Source organism: Halomonas smyrnensis AAD6 (genome assembly GCF_000265245.1).
Classification (GTDB): domain Bacteria; phylum Pseudomonadota; class Gammaproteobacteria; order Pseudomonadales; family Halomonadaceae; genus Halomonas; species Halomonas smyrnensis.
This window is the reverse complement of the sequence record NZ_AJKS02000004.1, coordinates 217,239-232,990: the sequence shown is the minus strand read 5'-3', so window position 1 is coordinate 232,990 and position 15,752 is coordinate 217,239. Positions and strand designations below refer to the sequence as shown.

13 protein-coding genes are annotated in these 15,752 nt (G+C 71.4%); 8 read left to right on the top strand and 5 right to left on the bottom strand.

Features of this window, described 5'->3' with window-relative positions; translation table 11 throughout:
* Nucleotides 1-13: 13 nt before the first annotated feature.
* From cydC to UYS_RS0206690, 5 genes are all read right to left on the bottom strand, one after another.
* The gene (cydC, locus tag UYS_RS0206715) at nt 14-1,762 is read right to left on the bottom strand and encodes a thiol reductant ABC exporter subunit CydC (protein WP_016854737.1); all 1,749 of its coding nucleotides are present in this window, start codon (nt 1,760-1,762) and stop codon (nt 14-16) included.
* A complete protein-coding gene (gene cydD, locus UYS_RS0206710) occupies nt 1,755-3,419 on the bottom strand; it encodes a thiol reductant ABC exporter subunit CydD (RefSeq protein WP_016854736.1) in 1,665 nt (554 codons plus the stop codon). Before cydD ends, cydC begins: the two co-directional genes overlap by 8 nt.
* A gap of 4 nt (nt 3,420-3,423) precedes the next feature.
* Complete coding sequence (gene cydB, locus UYS_RS0206705) at nt 3,424-4,425, bottom strand: cytochrome d ubiquinol oxidase subunit II (protein WP_016854735.1); 1,002 nt, start codon at nt 4,423-4,425, stop codon at nt 3,424-3,426.
* A 3-nt stretch (nt 4,426-4,428) separates the two neighbouring features.
* Nucleotides 4,429-5,838, bottom strand: a complete 1,410-nt coding sequence (locus UYS_RS0206700) for a cytochrome ubiquinol oxidase subunit I (RefSeq protein WP_016854734.1) — start codon at nt 5,836-5,838, stop codon at nt 4,429-4,431.
* 200 nt (nt 5,839-6,038) lie between these two features.
* Nucleotides 6,039-7,019 carry a calcium/sodium antiporter gene (locus UYS_RS0206690; RefSeq protein WP_016854732.1) on the bottom strand — a complete coding sequence of 327 codons (981 nt, stop codon included), beginning with the start codon at nt 7,017-7,019 and terminating at the stop codon, nt 6,039-6,041.
* A 108-nt stretch (nt 7,020-7,127) separates the two neighbouring features.
* Here UYS_RS0206690 and UYS_RS0206685 point away from each other — a divergent pair, with 108 nt between their 5' ends.
* The 8 genes from UYS_RS0206685 (at nt 7,128) to UYS_RS0206650 (ending at nt 15,752) form a co-directional block, all read left to right on the top strand.
* Entirely contained in the window at nt 7,128-8,483 is a 1,356-nt protein-coding gene (locus UYS_RS0206685) for a PqiA/YebS family transporter subunit (protein ID WP_016854731.1), read from the top strand.
* Entirely contained in the window at nt 8,464-10,146 is a 1,683-nt protein-coding gene (pqiB, locus tag UYS_RS0206680; RefSeq protein ID WP_016854730.1) for an intermembrane transport protein PqiB, read from the top strand. Before UYS_RS0206685 ends, pqiB begins: the two co-directional genes overlap by 20 nt.
* Nucleotides 10,143-10,742 carry a PqiC family protein gene (locus UYS_RS0206675; protein ID WP_016854729.1) on the top strand — a complete coding sequence of 200 codons (600 nt, stop codon included), beginning with the start codon at nt 10,143-10,145 and terminating at the stop codon, nt 10,740-10,742. The genes pqiB and UYS_RS0206675 overlap by 4 nt, the downstream gene beginning before the upstream one ends.
* A gap of 157 nt (nt 10,743-10,899) precedes the next feature.
* A complete protein-coding gene (locus UYS_RS0206670; RefSeq protein WP_016854728.1) occupies nt 10,900-12,231 on the top strand; it encodes a DEAD/DEAH box helicase in 1,332 nt (443 codons plus the stop codon).
* Between the two features lie 59 nt (nt 12,232-12,290).
* Entirely contained in the window at nt 12,291-12,794 is a 504-nt protein-coding gene (locus UYS_RS0206665; RefSeq protein WP_016854727.1) for a hypothetical protein, read from the top strand.
* A gap of 7 nt (nt 12,795-12,801) precedes the next feature.
* Entirely contained in the window at nt 12,802-13,392 is a 591-nt protein-coding gene (locus UYS_RS0206660) for a hypothetical protein (protein ID WP_016854726.1), read from the top strand.
* Nucleotides 13,379-14,602, top strand: a complete 1,224-nt coding sequence (locus tag UYS_RS0206655; RefSeq protein WP_016854725.1) for an MFS transporter — start codon at nt 13,379-13,381, stop codon at nt 14,600-14,602. The genes UYS_RS0206660 and UYS_RS0206655 overlap by 14 nt, the downstream gene beginning before the upstream one ends.
* Nucleotides 14,603-14,699: 97 nt before the next feature.
* Entirely contained in the window at nt 14,700-15,752 is a 1,053-nt protein-coding gene (locus UYS_RS0206650) for an asparaginase (RefSeq protein ID WP_016854724.1), read from the top strand.

The window sequence follows — 15,752 nt, the reverse complement described above, 5'->3', positions numbered from 1 at the left end:
GAATCACCTCGTATCAATGCTTTGCCCTATCCTGAAAGATTCCGCGCGGCGGCGCAAAGTCCTTCTCCGGCAGCAGGCTCAGGGCCTGCCAGCGGTCGACCCCGGGCAGTGCCGTCTGTTCGGCCCGCTCGTGCACCAGATAGAGCACGCTGCGCCCGGCGAGCCAGCCGTCGAGGCGCTCGGCGATGCGCGCGGCCAGCGCCGGATCGAGGCCGGCGAAGGGCTCGTCGAGGATGACCAGCCCCGGATCGCGCAGCAGCAGCCTCGCCAGTGCCACCCGACGCGCCTGGCCGCCGGAGAGTCGCCGGCCGCCCTCGCCCACCCGCGTGTCGAGCCCGCGCGGCAGCGATTCCGCCCAGTCGGCCAGCTCCACCGCCTCGAGCACGGCCCACAGCCGCGCGTCATCGGCCTCGGGGGCGGCCAGCAGCAGGTTGGCCGCCAGGCTGTCGTCGAACAGCTCGCTGTGCTGGGTCAGGCAGGCGACCCGCTCGGCCAGAACGTCGGCGGCGATCTCGCCGACCGGCGCCTCGTTAAGCCGCACCCGGCCCGCGTCCGGCACCCGCTGGCCGGTGACCAGCGCCGCCAGGCTCGACTTGCCGCTGCCCGACACCCCGTGCACGGCCAGCCGCTCCCCGGGTGCCAGCGCCAGCGAGAAGCCGTCGAACACCGGCGTCAGGGCGCCGGGATAGCGCAGCGCGACCTCCTCGAGGGCGAGCGCCAGGGCACCGGGGCGCAGCGACGCCGCGCCCCGGTCGGCGTCGTCGCGACGGGCGTCCTCCAGCGCATTGAGCCGCTCGGCGGCGGCCAGGGTGGCCCCGAACTGGGTGAAGGCCATGGGCAGCGCGGTCAGCGCCTCGCTCATCGCCATCACCGCCAGCGGCATCATCACCATCAGCGGGCCGGACAGCGCCCCGGCCTGCCAGGCGAGGGCCGCGAGCCACAGCGCCGAGAGCCAGCCGAGCCCGACGGCCAGCCCGGCCACCGCCGTGCCCAGCGCCGAGAACCGCCCCAGGCGGCGCTGATCGGCGTAGAGCCGATCCTCGATGGCCTCGAGGCGCCGCCGCTGGCCGGCCAGGGTGCCGTAGGTCTCGAGCTCGGCGAGCCCCTGGAGCTGCTCGATCAGCCGACCGCGCAGGCGCTCCAGCTCATCGACCCGCTGCCGGCTGGCGGCGAGCCCCAGGCGCGCCTGGCCCAGCGTCAGCCAGCCCCAGGCGGCGCCGAGCAGCCCCGCCACCGCCAGCCCCGCCGCCGGCGACCAGATCGCCAGGAAGCCGGCCAGGGCGAGGATCGCCAGCAGCGCCACCGCCGCCGGCGCCAGCAGGCGCAGGAACAGGCTGTCCAGGGTGTCGATGTCGGCGGTCAGGCGGTTCAGCCAGTCGCTGGCCCGGCGCCGCGACAGCGTCTGGGCGTCGAGGCCGGCCAGCACCGCGAACATCCGCCCGCGCAGGTCGGCCAGCAGGCGCAGCACCGTGTCGTGGTTGTAGAGCCGTTCGACGTAGCGCGCCACGGTGCGGGTCACCGCGAAACCGCGGATGCCGCTGCCCGGCACGTAGACGTCCAGGGTCATGGCGCCCCCGGCGGCCAGGGCGATGCCGGCCAGGCCGGTCGCGGTGATGAACCAGCCGGACAGCGCCAGCAGCCCGATCGCCGAGGCCAACGCCAGCGCCATCAGCGCGCCGCCGGCCAGCAGGCGGCCGCGGCGCCGGCCGAGCAGGCGCAGCCAGGGCGCGAGGGTCGCGATCGTGGCGCGTCGCTCAGTCATGGATCACCTCCTCGAGGCGGCCGTCGCGCAGCGTCAGGTGCCGGTCGGCGCAGGCCAGCGGCGCGGCCCGGTGGCTGGCGATGACCAGGCTGCGGCCCTCGGCGGCCAGCGCCATCAGCGCCTCGATCACCACCGCCTCGCTCTCGGCGTCGAGGCTCTCGGTGGGCTCGTCGAGCAGCACCAGCCGCGCCTCGGAGAGAAACACCCGGGCCAGCGCCAGACGCTGGGCCTGGCCGCCGGAGAGCCCGACCCCGCGCTCGCCGAGCCGGGTGTCGAGCCCGTCGGGCAGCCCGGCCACCAGCTCGCCCAGCCCGGCGGCGACCAGCGCCCGATGCAGCGCGGCGTCATCGGCGGCGGGCGCGGCGAGGCGCAGGTTGTCGGCCAGGCGGCCGTGGATCAGCAGCGGACGCTGATCCATCCAGGCCACCTCGAGCCGGGTGCGCAGGCGACGATGGCCGCTGTCCGGATCGACAAAGCCCGCCAGGAGCTGCAGCAGGGTCGACTTGCCGACGCCGGAGGGCCCGCTGATCGCCAGCACCTCGCCCGGCGCCAGCGTCAGGTCCATCGGCCCCAGCACGCGGCCGCGCTCGGGGTGCGACACCGTGACCGCCTCCAGCTCGGCCACCGCCCCAGCGGCATGGGGCGCGGGCGGCGCCAGGCCGCTGCGGCGCGGCGTCTCGTCGAGCAGTGCCACCATGCCCTCGGCGGCGCCCAGCGCCGAGGCTCGGTCGTGATAGTGCTGGGCCAGGCTTCTCAGCGGCTGGAAGAACTCCGGCGCCAGCAGCAGCGCCAGCAGCCCGGAGAACAGCGTCAGCTGGTCGGCCGGCCCGTAGCTGATGTAGCCGAGCAGGCCGAAGCCCACGTAGATCGCCACCACGGCGATCGACACGGCGGCGAAGAACTCCAGCACCGCCGAGGAGAGGAAGGCCAGGCGCAGCGGGCGCAGGGCCCGGCGCCGGTAGTCGTCGGCGGCGGCGTGCACCTCCTCGGTGGCCGCGGCGGTGCGACCGAACAGCTGCAGGGTGGTGATGCCGCGCACCCGGTCGATGAAGTGGCGTGACAGCCTTGCCACGGCATCGAACTGCTCTTCGTTGAGCCGCTCGGCGCCCATGCCCACCAACGCCATGAACAGCGGGATCAGCGGCGCCGCCAGCAGCAGGAAAACGGCCGCCAGCCAGTCGAGCCAGGCCACGACGGCCAGGATGACCAGCGGCAGCAGCACGGCGAGATAGCGCTGGGGCAGGAAGCGGGCCACGTAGCCGTCCAGCGCCTCGACCTGGTCCACCGCCCGCTGGGCCAGGCTGGCGCTGTGATGGCCGGTGAGGCCCACCGGCCCGAGCCGTTCCAGATGATCGAGCAGCTCGCCCCGGGCCCGGCGGCGCAGCCGCAGGCTGGCGGCGAGGCCCAGGGTCTCCTGGCCCCACTGGGCCAGGGCCCGCAGCCCCATCAGCGCCGCCAGGGCGATGAAGGCCAGCAACAGCGTGGAGGGCGCACGGCCCTCCACCAGGAGTGATGTCACCAGCCAGGCCAGCAGCACCAGCTGTGCCACGGTGGCGATGCCGGCGACCAGGCCACAGCCCACGGCCAGGCCCAGTCGCCTTCGTTCGGCGCGCGCCAGGCCGGCGAGCCAGGCGCGCGATGTCGATGCCTGCGTCATCGTCTCAGTGGTACCCCTCGCCCACGCGGACCTTGCCGCGGAACACCCAGTAGCTCCAGGCGGTGTAGGCCAGCACGATCGGGATCACGAACAGCACCCCGAGCAGCAGGAACAGCTGGGACTCCGGCGCCGAGGCCACGTCCCACAGGGTGTAGTTCGGCGGCACGATCACCGGCCACTTGCTGACCACCAGCCCCAGATAGGTGAAGACGAACACCCCCAGGGTGGCGATGAACGGCTGGCCCTCGCGGCGCGCCTGCACCGAGCGCCACAGCCAGAAGGCACACAGCATGGCCAGCGCCGGAAACACCCACAGCAGGTGCAGGTGACCGAACCAGCGCTCGCGCACCGCGTCATCCACGAAGGGGGTCCACAGGCTGATGATGGCGAACACCGCCAGCACCGCGACCAGCAGACGCGGTGCCAGCCGGTAGGCCCAGGCCTGGATGTGGCCCTCGGTCTTCATGATCAGCCAGGTGGCGCCGAGCAGCGCATAGCCGGCCACCAGGCCGAGGCCGGTCAGCACGGTGAAGGGCGTCAGCCAGTCCAGGGCGCCGCCGACGTAGACGAAGTCCTCCACCGGGAAGCCCTGGATGTAGGCGCCCACCACGGCCCCCTGGGCGAAGGCCGCCACGGTGGAGCCGCCGAAGAAGGCACGGTTCCACCAGCGACGATTGCGATGCGACTTGAAGCGGAACTCGAAGGCGATGCCGCGGAAGATCAGCCCGGCCAGCATCAGGAAGACCCCGATGTAGAGCGCCGGCAGGAACACCGAGTAGACCACCGGGAAGGCCGCCAGCAGTCCAGCCCCGCCGAGCACCAGCCAGGTCTCGTTACCGTCCCAGATCGGGGCCACGGAGTTCATCAGCACATCGCGGCTGTCCTCGTCCGGGGCGAAGGGAAAGAGAATGCCCACGCCCAGGTCGAAGCCGTCCATCAGCACGTACATGATCACGCCGAAACCGATGATGCCGGCCCAGATCAGCGTCAGATCCAACATTTCCATGGTTCAGCTCCTTCCCGGCTGGTTGGCGGCGTCTTCGAACGGCACATGGGAGGCGGACAGCGGCCGCTTGGGACGCTCCACCTCGTCGTCATGGGGTGGCTCGGGCAGCATGCCCTGACGCACGACCCGGGTCAGGTAGAGCGTGCCGGCGTAGAACACCACGGCGTAGACCAGGATGTAGCCGATCAGGGTGAACAGCGCCATGCCGCCGGTCAGCGACGGCGTCACCGCCTCGGCCTGGGTCATGATGCCGTACACCAGCCAGGGCGCGCGGCCGATCTCGGTGACGAACCAGCCGGCGAGCACCGCCAGGAACGGCGTGATGGTCATGACGCGCATGAACTGCAGGAAGCCGCGATGATCGTAAAGCCGCCCCTTGGCACGCAGCCCGGCGCCGATCAGCACCGCGACGATCATCGCCAGCCCCATGGCCACCATGATGCGGAACGACCAGAACACCAGCCACACCGGCGGCTGCTCTTCCGGCGGCACCTCGCTGATGCCCGGGACCTCGCCGTCGATGTCATGGGTGAGGATCAGGCTGGCCACCCCGGGCAGACCGACTTCCAGGGCGTTCTCCTGGGCCTTTTGATCGGGCCAGGCGAACAACAGCAGCGGCGTGCGCGACTGGGTCTCCCAGTTGCCTTCCATGGCCGCCACCTTGGTCGGCTGGTGCTCCAGGGTGTTGAGCCCATGCCCGTCGCCGACGATCGCCTGGGTAGGCGCCAGCACCAGCAGCAGCCACAGGCACATGGAGAACGCCTTGCGGTTGGCCTCGACGTCACGGCCGATCAGCAGGTACCAGGCGCTGACGCCGGCCACCACGAAGCCGCCGGTCAGGAACGACGCCATCACGAAGTGCACGAAGCGATACGGGAAGGAAGCGGTGAAGATCGCCTCGCTCCAGTCGGTGACGTGGAAGCGCCCGTCGATCAGCTCGGTGCCGGCCGGGGTCTGCATCCAGCTGTTGGAGACCAGGATCCAGAACGCCGAGATGAAGGTGCCCAGCGCCACCATGATCGAGGCGAACAGGTGCACGCCCTGGGGCACCTTGCCGCGTCCGAACAGCAGCACGCCGAGGAAGGCCGCCTCGAGGAAGAAGGCGGTGACCACCTCATAGCTCAGCAGCGGACCGAGAATGTTGGAGGCCGCCAGCGAGAAGTTGCTCCAGTTGGTGCCGAACTGGAAGGCCATGACGATGCCCGAGACCACGCCCATGCCGAACACCACGGCGAAGACGCGCGCCCAGAAGATCGCCAGGCGTTCCCAGGCGGGGTTGCCGGTGCGATAGAACAGGCCGTTGAGCACGGCGAGATAGGATGCCAGCCCGATCGTGAAGACCGGGAAGATGGCATGGAAGGAAACCACGAAGGCGAACTGCAGCCGCGACAGCAGCAGAGGATCCAGTTCCATGGGTGACACCTCGTTCCTGCGGATCGATGAAAGTGATGCGAAGGCACTCTCCGTGCTCTTGGTCGTCGGGCGCCGGGGCGCCCTGCCGCATTTCTCCCTTGCCTGCCCAGCCTAGCCGAAGAGGCCGCGGCGGGAACAGGCAACGAAATCATCTTACCCCGGGAAGGCTTCCCCCATGTGTGTCGGGATGTCGCAGTGCATCATGCGGCGCCGGCGTCTATCACCAGGTGCACCATGAAGCCGAGATAGGCCACGTACATGGCCAGCAGGGCGCCGCCCTCGAGGCGATTGATGCGACCCTGGCGGCCGCGCCAGCCCAGCGCGAAGACCACCATCAGCACCGTCATCGCCGCCATCAGGCTCCAGTCGCGCAGCAGCACCTCGCGGCCCGCGTCGATCGGCGAAATCACCGCGGCCAGCCCCACCACGCCGAGGGTGTTGAACAGGTTGGACCCCACCACGTTGCCCAGCACCAGGTCGTGCTCGCGGCGGCGCAACGCGCTGATCGAGGACGCCAGCTCCGGCAGCGAGGTGCCCACCGCCACCACGGTCAGGCCGATCACCAGATCGCTGACGCCGAGGCTCTGGGCGATGTCCACCGCGCCCCACACCAGCAGCCGGGAACTGGCCACCAGCAGCACCAGCCCGAGCGCCGTCCAGCCCAGGGCGGCCTTCATCGACATCGGATGCGAGGCCAACTCGGTCTCGGTGTCCGACGACAGCGGATCGCTGCCGTCCTTGAGCCCCCGGAACACGCTGTAGCCCATGAAGGCCACCAGTACCACCAGCAGCAGCGCGCCCTCCAGGCGCACCACGCCGCCCAGCAGCAGCACCGCCGACAGCAGCGTCGCGCCGCCCAGCACCGGCAGCTCGCGGCGGATCACCCCGGAGTGCACCGCCAGCGGCGCGATCAGCGCCACCAGGCCCAGGATCAGGCCGATGTTGGCGATGTTGGAGCCATAGGCATTGCCCAGCGCCAGGCCCGGATTGCCCTGGCTGGCGGCAATGGCCGAGACCACCATTTCCGGTGCCGAGGTGCCGAAGCCGATCACCAGCATGCCGATCAACAAGGGCGATAAGCCGAGTCGCGCGGACGTCGCCGCCGCGCCGTCGACGAAGCGCTCGGCGCTCCAGACCAGCAGGATCAGGCCTGCCACCACCGCCAGGGCGGGAAGCATCATGGTGTCTCCATCGGAACAAATGAGACGCGCATGGTTGACTATGGTGCCCCCCGCGTCAACGTGACACACTTCCCTTAAGCCGTTGATCGTCAGGAGGACATCATCGCCGTGCCAAGGCCGGCCTTTCGCCACATCGCCCTGCCCGCCCAGGTGCCCTATGTCGACCGCATGCCGCCGGAGGCCCGCGCCACCCGGCGACGCCTGCGTGCCTGCCACGAATGCGACTGGCTGATGGCCCTGCCGCCGCTGCATTCCGGCGAGCAGGCGGTATGCCCGCGCTGCGGCCACGCCGAGGTGCGGCGCCATCGCTATCCGGCCCAGCGCAGCCTGGCGCTGGCGATCGCCGCGCTGGCGAGCCTGGCGATCGCCGCGGCCTTTCCCTTCCTGGCCTTCAGCGTGCGCGGCGTGGGCAACCGCATCGAACTGACCCAGACCGCCACCGACCTGATCGGCCATCACGCGCCGCTGGTGGCGATCGTCGTGCTGCTGACCATCCTGGTGCTGCCGACCCTCTATCTGCTGGCGGTGGTGTGGCTGCAGATCGGCCTGCTGAGCGGCCATCCGCTGCCGGCCAGCCGCAGCGCCGCCCGCGCCCTCGCCCACCTGCAGCCCTGGATGATGGCCGACGTCTTCCTGATCGGCACCCTGGTCAGCCTGATCAAGATCGTCGGTCTCGCCCAGATCGAGCTCGGCCCGGCCTTCTGGGCCTTCGGCGCCTTCGCGGTGCTGCTGCTGGCCACCACCCAATCGGTGGACCGCGACTGGCTGTGGTTCGCCCTGGCCGGCGAGCCCCCGGCACCGGAGGGCAGCCAGACCGGACGCCCCGCCGCCCCCCAGGGCCTCACCGGCTGCCACACCTGCGGCCTGGTGGGCCGCCTCGATGCCGGCGGCCACGGCCAGTGCCAGCGCTGCGGCGAGCCGCTCCACGCCCGCCGCCCCCACAGCCTTCAACGCACCTGGGCCCTGCTGGCCGCGGCGGCGGTGCTCTACATACCGGCCAACGTCTATCCGATCATGACCACCGTCAGCCTGGGTCGGGCCAGCCCCAGCACCATCGTCGGCGGCATCGTCGAACTGATCGAGATGGGTTCCTTGCCGGTGGCGCTGGTGATCCTGGTGGCCAGCGTGATCGTGCCGATCGGCAAGCTGCTGGCCCTGGCCTGGCTGTGTCTGATGGCGCCCAGGGCCCACGCGCTGAAGGCCCCGGTGCGCACCCGGCTGTATCGCATCACCGAGTTCATCGGCCGCTGGTCGATGGTCGACATCTTCGTGGTCGCGATCCTGGTGGCACTGATCCGCGCCGGCAACCTGATGGCCGTCGAGCCGGGCCCCGCGGCCGTGGCCTTCGGCAGCGTGGTGGTGCTCACCATGCTCGCCGCCATGACCTTCGATCCCCGATTGATCTGGGATGGCACCACTTCCACAGCGGACGAGGAAGCCCCGCATGAACGACACGCCCCCTGACGCCGCGCCCGACAACGAGCAGCAGCGCGCCCGGGCCACCCGCCAGGCGCCGCTGTCGCCGATCTGGATCGTGCCCATCGTGGCGCTGCTGATCGGCGCCTGGCTGGTCTACGACAGCTACCTGAGCCGCGGCCCGACGATCACCCTGATCATGGAGAGCGCCGACGGCATCGAGGCCGGCAGCACCCTGATCAAGACCCGCAACGTCGAGATCGGCCGGGTGGAGTCGGTGGACCTGTCCGACGACCTTTCCCAGGTGGTGCTGACCGCCCGCATGAAGCCCGAGGCCGCGCCGATGCTGGTCGAGGACAGCACCTTCTGGGTGGTCAAGCCGCGGATCGGCCGCGAGGGCATCAGCGGGCTCAACACCGTGTTGTCCGGGGCCTACCTGCAGCTCGAACCCGGCCAGAGCGACGAGGAGGCCGAGCGCTTCACGGTCACCGAGCAGCCGCCGGTGGCGCCCCCCGGCGCCGAGGGCCTGCGCATCAACCTGCTCAGCGAGGTCGGCAACGGCCTCAGCGTCGGCGACCCGGTCACCTACCAGGGCTTCACCGTGGGCCGCGTCGAGGAATCCGAATTCGACGTCGAGACCCGGCGCATGCGCCACCGCATCTTCATCGAGAGCCCCTACCACCGCCTGGTCACCGTCAATACCCGCTTCTGGGGCTCCAGCGGCGTCGACCTGCGGCTCGACTCCGAGGGCGTGCGCGTCAGGCTCGACTCGCTGGAGACCATGGTCAGCGGCGGCGTCACCTTCGGCGTCCCCGAGGACCTGCCCCGCGGCGTGCAGGCCGATCCCGACAGCACCTTCACCCTCTACGCCGACGAGGACAGCGCCCGTGAGGGCACCTTCGACCGCTATCTGGAATACGTGCTGCTGATCGAGGACACCGTGCGCGGCCTGTCCCGCGGCGCGCCGGTGGAGTTCCGCGGCGTGCGGGTCGGCACCGTGGCCAGCGTGCCGTGGAACTTCACCTCGCCCCAGCCCGAGAGCGACGCCCGCCTGGCCATCCCGGTGCTGATCCGCATCGAGCCCCAGCGGCTCGGCATCGACAGCCAGACCCTGGACCTCGACGAGTGGCGGGCGCGCTTCGAACGGCTGTTCCAGCGCGGCCTGCGCGCCTCGCTGAAGAGCGGCAACCTGCTCACCGGGGCGCTGTTCGTCGACCTCAGCCTGGACCCCGAGCGCAGCGACGACTACGCGCCCGAGCTGTTCGCCGAGCGCACCGTCTTCCCGACCACCTCCGGCGGTCTGGCGCAGATTCAGGGCCAGGTCACCGCACTGCTCGACAAGCTCAACGACCTGGAGCTCGAGCCGATCCTCGACGGCCTGCAGAGCAACCTGGCCACCTCGGAGGCCACCCTGGAACAGGTGCGCCAGCTCACCGCCGGCGTCCAGTCGCTGCTCGACGATCCCGAGACCCGCGCCCTGCCCGGCGAGCTCAACAGCACCCTGTCATCGCTGCGTGACACCCTCGAGGGCGTGTCGCCGGGCGCGCCGGCCTACCGCGACCTCACCGAGACCCTGGACCAGCTCGAGCGCCTGCTGCGCGACCTCCAGCCGACCGCCCGCCGCCTCGGCGACAACCCCGGTGCCCTGCTGTTCGACAGCCTCGACGCCGATGACCCCATGCCCCGCGCCCCCGACAGGAGTTCGCCATGACCGCGCTGCGCGCCCTGCTGCCCTTCCTGGCCCTGCTGTGGCTCACCGGCTGCGCCCTTAACGGCACGCCGGCGACCCGCTACACCCTGCCCGACGCCGAAGCGCCGGCCAGGGCCGATGCCTCCGCCGGGCACACCCTGCTGCTGCGCCCGCTGCGCCTGGCCCCGCTGCTCGATGCCGAAGGCATCGTCGTGCAGCTCGACGACATCACCCTGCGCGAGGCCAGCGGCCATCGCTGGGCCGAGCCGCTGGGCCGCCAGCTCGAGCGCGGCCTGCGTGACCGGCTCACCGCGGCGCTGCCCGACACCCGGGTACTGTTCGACGCCGAGGCCGGCGCCGGGGACGATCCCTTCCAGCTGAGGGTCACGGTGGAGCGCTTCCAGGGCCTGCCCGACGGCCAGGCCCTGGCGGCCGGACGCTGGCAGCTGCTCGACGCCGACCAGACGCTGGTCGACGCCGCTACCTTCCGCGTCGCCACGCCCCTGGCCGAGGACGGCTATCCTGCCCTGGTACGGGCACTGGGCCACAGCTGGGACGCCGCCGCCGACCAGGTCGCGGCGGCGGTCGCGCGTCATCAGCGGCGCGCGACACCCTGACGCGGCCCACGGTCGGCTGCGACTTTTCCGGCGCTATGGCATAATGCGCGCCACTCGCGGCCGCCTCCCGCCGTCGCGATTCACCTCATTCCCTCGTTCCGCCACGATCCGCGCGCCCCGCGCGATGGATCGGGCGTGACGTTGCCGCGGAGACTGCATGACCTTTTCCGATCTTGGCCTGTGCCCCGAGCTGCTGCGCGCCATCGACGCCCAGGGCTATACCACCCCGACGCCCATTCAGAGCCAGGCCATCCCCGCCGTCCTCGGCGGCGGCGATCTGCTGGGCAGCGCCCAGACCGGCACCGGCAAGACCGCCGGCTTCACCCTGCCCATGCTGCAACGCCTCAAGGACGGCCGCCGCCCGGCCAAGCGCGGCGTGCGCGCCCTGGTGCTGACGCCGACCCGCGAGCTCGCCGCCCAGGTGGGCGACAGCGTGCGCGACTACGGCAAGCATCTGCCGCTGACCTCCCAAGTCATCTTCGGCGGCGTCGGCCAGCAGCCCCAGGTGGACGCCATCCGCCCCGGCCTCGACATCCTGGTCGCCACTCCCGGCCGCCTGCTCGACCTGCAGCAGCAGGGCCACGTCGACCTGTCCGGCGTCGAGATCCTGGTGCTGGACGAAGCCGACCGCATGCTCGACATGGGCTTCATCCACGACATCAAGAAGGTGCTGAAGCTGCTGCCCGACGGCCGCCAGAACCTGCTGTTCTCGGCGACCTTCTCCAAGGAGATCCAGGCGCTGGCCAACAAGCTGCTCGACGACCCGACGCTGATCGAGGTGGCCCGCCGCAACACCCCCGCCGAGACCGTGGACCAGGCCGTCTACCGGGTCGACCGCGAGCGCAAGCGCGATCTGCTCACCCACCTGATCAGCAGCCGCCAGTGGTTCCAGGTGCTGGTCTTCACCCGCACCAAGCACGGCGCCAACCGCCTGGCAGAGCATCTCGACAAGCGCGACATCTCGGCCATGGCGATCCACGGCAACAAGAGCCAGTCGGCCCGGACCCGCGCGCTGAGCGCCTTCAAGTCCGGCGACCTGCAGGTGCTGGTGGCCACCGACATCGCCGCCCGCGGCCTGGACATCGACGAGCTGCCCCACGTGGTCAACTTCGAGCTGCCCAACGTCGCCGAGGACTACGTGCACCGCATCGGCCGCACCGGACGCGCCGGCCACGACGGCCAGGCGGTATCGCTGGTCTGCGTCGACGAGCACGGCCTGCTCGGCAACATCGAGAAGCTGATGAAGCGCGACCTGACCAAGCACATCGAGCCCGGCTTCGAGCCCGACCCCAACGCCAAGCCCGAGCCGATCGAGAACGGTCGCAACCGCGGTCGCGGCGGCAACGGTCGCGGCAACGGCGGCGGCCGCAACGGTAACGGCGGCAACCGCAGCAGCGCCGGCGGCAACGGCGACGGCCAGGCCCCGGCGCGCCGTCGCCGTCGTCGTCGCAGCGGCGGCGGCCAGGATCGCCAGCGCTCTGGCAATTAACATCCGACAATGCGAATGTACTATCCGCATTGGCTGACACGACACGTGCAAGGAAGCCCATGGACTCTTCAGAGCTGATCCACGACTACCGCCGCTGGCAGCGCTTCCAGCGCCAGGCCCAGCTCGATCGCGAACATCGCGCGGCCTGGCAGCAGCTGGAATCGGCCGGCGTCTCGGCGCAGCGCACCACCGAGGCCTACCGCAGCATGGCCGACAAGGCCGCCACCCAGGGTGCCTGCTACCGCACCCTGTTCCAGCGCGAATTCGAGGCCGGCGAACGGCTGGCCTGCGAGGGCTGGCTGTTCGTGCGCCGGGTGATCGCCGAGAACGGCGCCACCCGCGTGCGCGCCACCCTGCTGCCGAGCTTCACGCTGACCGGCGGCACCCTGTCGCCGGCCGAGGCCGCCGCCGAATCCGTCACGCTGGAGATCTTCGACCAGCTGCTGGTCGACCGCGGCCTGGCCAGCGTCGCTCGGGTCGATCGCGTCGACGCGTCCGGCGACAGCCACTTCATCACCCTGATCGACAGCGTGCGAGGCGATCTGCGTCAACATATGAGTTGAGCGAGCCATGTGGAAGAAACTGTTCGGCAAGCCCCCGATCCGCGTCTGGGTCATCAAACAGGTCGACGACGGCCTGCTGCACCTGTGCGGCGAGGGGCACATCGAGCCCGGCAGCAAGCGGGCGCGCGAGAGCGTGCTCACCGGCCTGCAGGACGGCACCTACCAGGGCGCGGTGGCGCTGGCCGACAACGGCCTGGTGCTCAACGCCCGGTTGTTCGCGGCCCTGGTGCCGCATGACGGCCTGCATCTCGATGCCGACGGTCTCGCCCACTGGCAGGGACGAGTGTGGCGCACGTCCCAGGTGCCCCAGCGCTGCTGGACCTACGAGGGCGCGCTGATCGCTCGCGCCACGACCCAGGGCCCGCTCGACCTGGTCAGCAGCGAGGACGTCAGCGGCATCCGCCGGCGCGCGTCCGGCGAAGGCCAGACCGCGTCGACCCGGCTGCAGTTCGGCGCCGCCGACGAACTCGAGGGCGAGGCCGAATTCGCCGAACGCTGGCGCCGCCACCAGGAAGGCGCCTCCGCGGAGGCGCCCGCCTCTTCCCCTGAGGCCAGCGACAGCGAACGCCAGACGGAACGCCGGCATGGCGACCAATGATCCCGGGCAACGGCGCGGCACCCCGTCACCCGGGGTCTTCATCGTCCTGATGGTGCTGGTCGGGCTCAACCTGCGCCCGGCCCTGTCGTCGCTGGCGCCCCTGCTGCCACGCATCGAGGCCGACAGCGGCCTGCCGATGCTGGCCATCGGCGCCCTCACCACCCTGCCCGTGCTCTGCCTGGGCCTCTTCGCCCCCTCCGCGCCCTGGCTGTCTCGACGCCTGGGCACCGAACGCACCCTCTCGCTGGCGCTGGTGATACTGGCCGCCGGGCTCGGCCTGCGGGGCCTGGCGGTCCCGTTCTGGCTGTTCGCCGGCACCCTGCTGGTAGGCGCCGGCATCGGCATCGCCGGCACCCTGCTGCCCGCCTTGGTCAAGCGCGAGCTGCCCGACAGCGCCGACCTGATGACCGGGGTCTACACCATGGCCCTGTGCCTGGGCGGCGCGCTGGGCGCCGGACTCAGCATTCCCCTGGCCGAGGCGCTGGGCGGCTGGGCCGCGGCGTTGACCAGCTGGGCGGCGCTGGCGGTGGTCAGCCTGATCGCCTGGCAGACCCTGATGCCGACGCCGACGCGGCCGCCGACAACGACACCGGCCCGCGGCGATACCGGCGCGCTGCTGCGCCAGCCGCTGGCCTGGCAGGTCACGCTCTACATGGGCTGCCAGTCCTCGCTGGCCTACATCGTCTTCGGCTGGCTGCCGGCCCTGCTGGTGGAGCGCGGCTACGACGAGGTCGAGGCCGGCTGGATGACCGGCGCCTCGGTAATGCTGCAGCTGGGCGCGGCCCTGTCCGCGCCCTGGCTGGCCCGCCTCGGTTGCGATCAGCGCCCGGCCCTGTTGCTGGTGCTGAGCCTGACCGCCGGCGGCTTCTGGATCCTGCTGCAGGGCCCGACCGAGTGGCGCTGGGCCGGGGTGGCGCTGCTCGGCTTCGGCCAGGGCGGCGGCTTCAGCATGGCGCTGTCGCTGATCGTGCTGCGCACCGCCGATGCCCGCCTGGCCGGCAAGCTCTCGGGCATGGTGCAGGGCATCGGCTATGCCCTGGCCTCCCTGGGCCCGCTGGGCGTCGGCGTGATGCTGGAGCTCGACCTGGGCCTCGCCGGCATCACCGCGGCGCTGCTGGCCTTGGCCGCCGCCGCCACCGTCTTCGCCCTGCTCGCCGGCCGCAACCGCCGCCTGGCCAGCGATGACGCGGGCCGGCTCGTCGTTCGTTGAACGAGTGCGATGAATCCGGGGGTCGCTGGCGTCTTGCGCCTCTTGCCTGACGACGCCGGGGCTCTATCATGACCCCCAACCTCAGCCTGGAGCTTCCATGACGTCACCCGCTTCTTCCCTGCTGGTCATCTACACCGGCGGCACCCTCGGCATGGTGGACAGCCCCGACGGACTGGTCCCCGGTCATGACATCGAGCCCCGACTGCGCGCCGCGCTGGCCACGCTGCCGCCGGGCCGCCAGGCCGGACTGGCCGATTTCCGGGTCATCGCCACGCCGACGCCCATCGACTCCAGCGCCGCCACCCCCGAGGACTGGCAGCGTCTCGCCGGGCTGATCGCCGAACACTACGCCGACCATGCCGGCATCGTGGTGATCCACGGCACCGACACCCTGGCCTGGACCGCCTCCAGCCTGGCCTATCAGCTGCAGGGCCTGGACCGGCCGGTGGTAATCACCGGCTCCATGCAGCCGCTGGAAGCCCAGGGCAGCGATGCGCTGGCCAACGTCGAGGCGGCGCTGCGCTTCGCCGCCGATTCGCGGCTGCAGGAAGTGGTGATCTGCTTCGCCGGACGCCTGCTGCGCGGCGCGTGCAGCCGCAAGTGGCAGACCCGCGAGGCCGATGCCTTCGTCAGCCCCAATCATCCGCCGCTCGGCGAATGGGTGGATGACGACGCCGTGCTCTACCCCAGCCGCGGCCTGGAGCGAGCGCAGCGCGGCGCCCCTCGCTTCGAGCTGCCCGACTACACGCCGCTGGCCGAGGGTGCGGTACCGCGCCTCGTGCTGTGGCCGGGGCTCGCCGCCTGGCAGCTGGAGGCCTGGCTGCTGGACGATCGCGTCAGGGGCGCGCTGCTGGAGGTCTGGGGCGGCGGCAACCTCCCGGACGACCCACGCCTGGCGGGCGTGCTGGCCCAGGCCGTCGGCGAGGGCAAGCTGATCGCTGCCATCAGCCAGTGCCCCCACGGTGCGGTGGCCATCGGCCACTACGCCGCCGGCCAGACGCTGGCCGAGGCCGGCGTGCTGTCCGGCGACGACATGACGCCGGAGGCCGCCGTCGCCAAGCTGGTGCACCTGCTGGCCCAGCCGCTGCCGGAAGCGGAGCGCCGTCGACGCTTCCTGACCCCGCTGGTCGGCGAGCGCGCCGCGCCCTGA

What these genes read in the sequence shown, in the direction of transcription:
- cydC (WP_016854737.1), bottom strand. Translation starts at nt 1,762, where the DNA reads ATGACTGAGCGACGCGCCACGATCGCGACCCTCGCGCCCTGGCTGCGC.
- cydD (WP_016854736.1), bottom strand. Translation starts at nt 3,419, where the DNA reads ATGACGCAGGCATCGACATCGCGCGCCTGGCTCGCCGGCCTGGCGCGC.
- cydB (WP_016854735.1), bottom strand. Translation starts at nt 4,425, where the DNA reads ATGGAAATGTTGGATCTGACGCTGATCTGGGCCGGCATCATCGGTTTC.
- UYS_RS0206700 (WP_016854734.1), bottom strand. Translation starts at nt 5,838, where the DNA reads ATGGAACTGGATCCTCTGCTGCTGTCGCGGCTGCAGTTCGCCTTCGTG.
- UYS_RS0206690 (WP_016854732.1), bottom strand. Translation starts at nt 7,019, where the DNA reads ATGATGCTTCCCGCCCTGGCGGTGGTGGCAGGCCTGATCCTGCTGGTC.
- pqiB (WP_016854730.1), top strand. Translation starts at nt 8,464, where the DNA reads ATGAACGACACGCCCCCTGACGCCGCGCCCGACAACGAGCAGCAGCGC.
- UYS_RS0206675 (WP_016854729.1), top strand. Translation starts at nt 10,143, where the DNA reads ATGACCGCGCTGCGCGCCCTGCTGCCCTTCCTGGCCCTGCTGTGGCTC.
- UYS_RS0206670 (WP_016854728.1), top strand. Translation starts at nt 10,900, where the DNA reads ATGACCTTTTCCGATCTTGGCCTGTGCCCCGAGCTGCTGCGCGCCATC.
- UYS_RS0206665 (WP_016854727.1), top strand. Translation starts at nt 12,291, where the DNA reads ATGGACTCTTCAGAGCTGATCCACGACTACCGCCGCTGGCAGCGCTTC.
- UYS_RS0206660 (WP_016854726.1), top strand. Translation starts at nt 12,802, where the DNA reads ATGTGGAAGAAACTGTTCGGCAAGCCCCCGATCCGCGTCTGGGTCATC.
- UYS_RS0206655 (WP_016854725.1), top strand. Translation starts at nt 13,379, where the DNA reads ATGGCGACCAATGATCCCGGGCAACGGCGCGGCACCCCGTCACCCGGG.
- UYS_RS0206650 (WP_016854724.1), top strand. Translation starts at nt 14,700, where the DNA reads ATGACGTCACCCGCTTCTTCCCTGCTGGTCATCTACACCGGCGGCACC.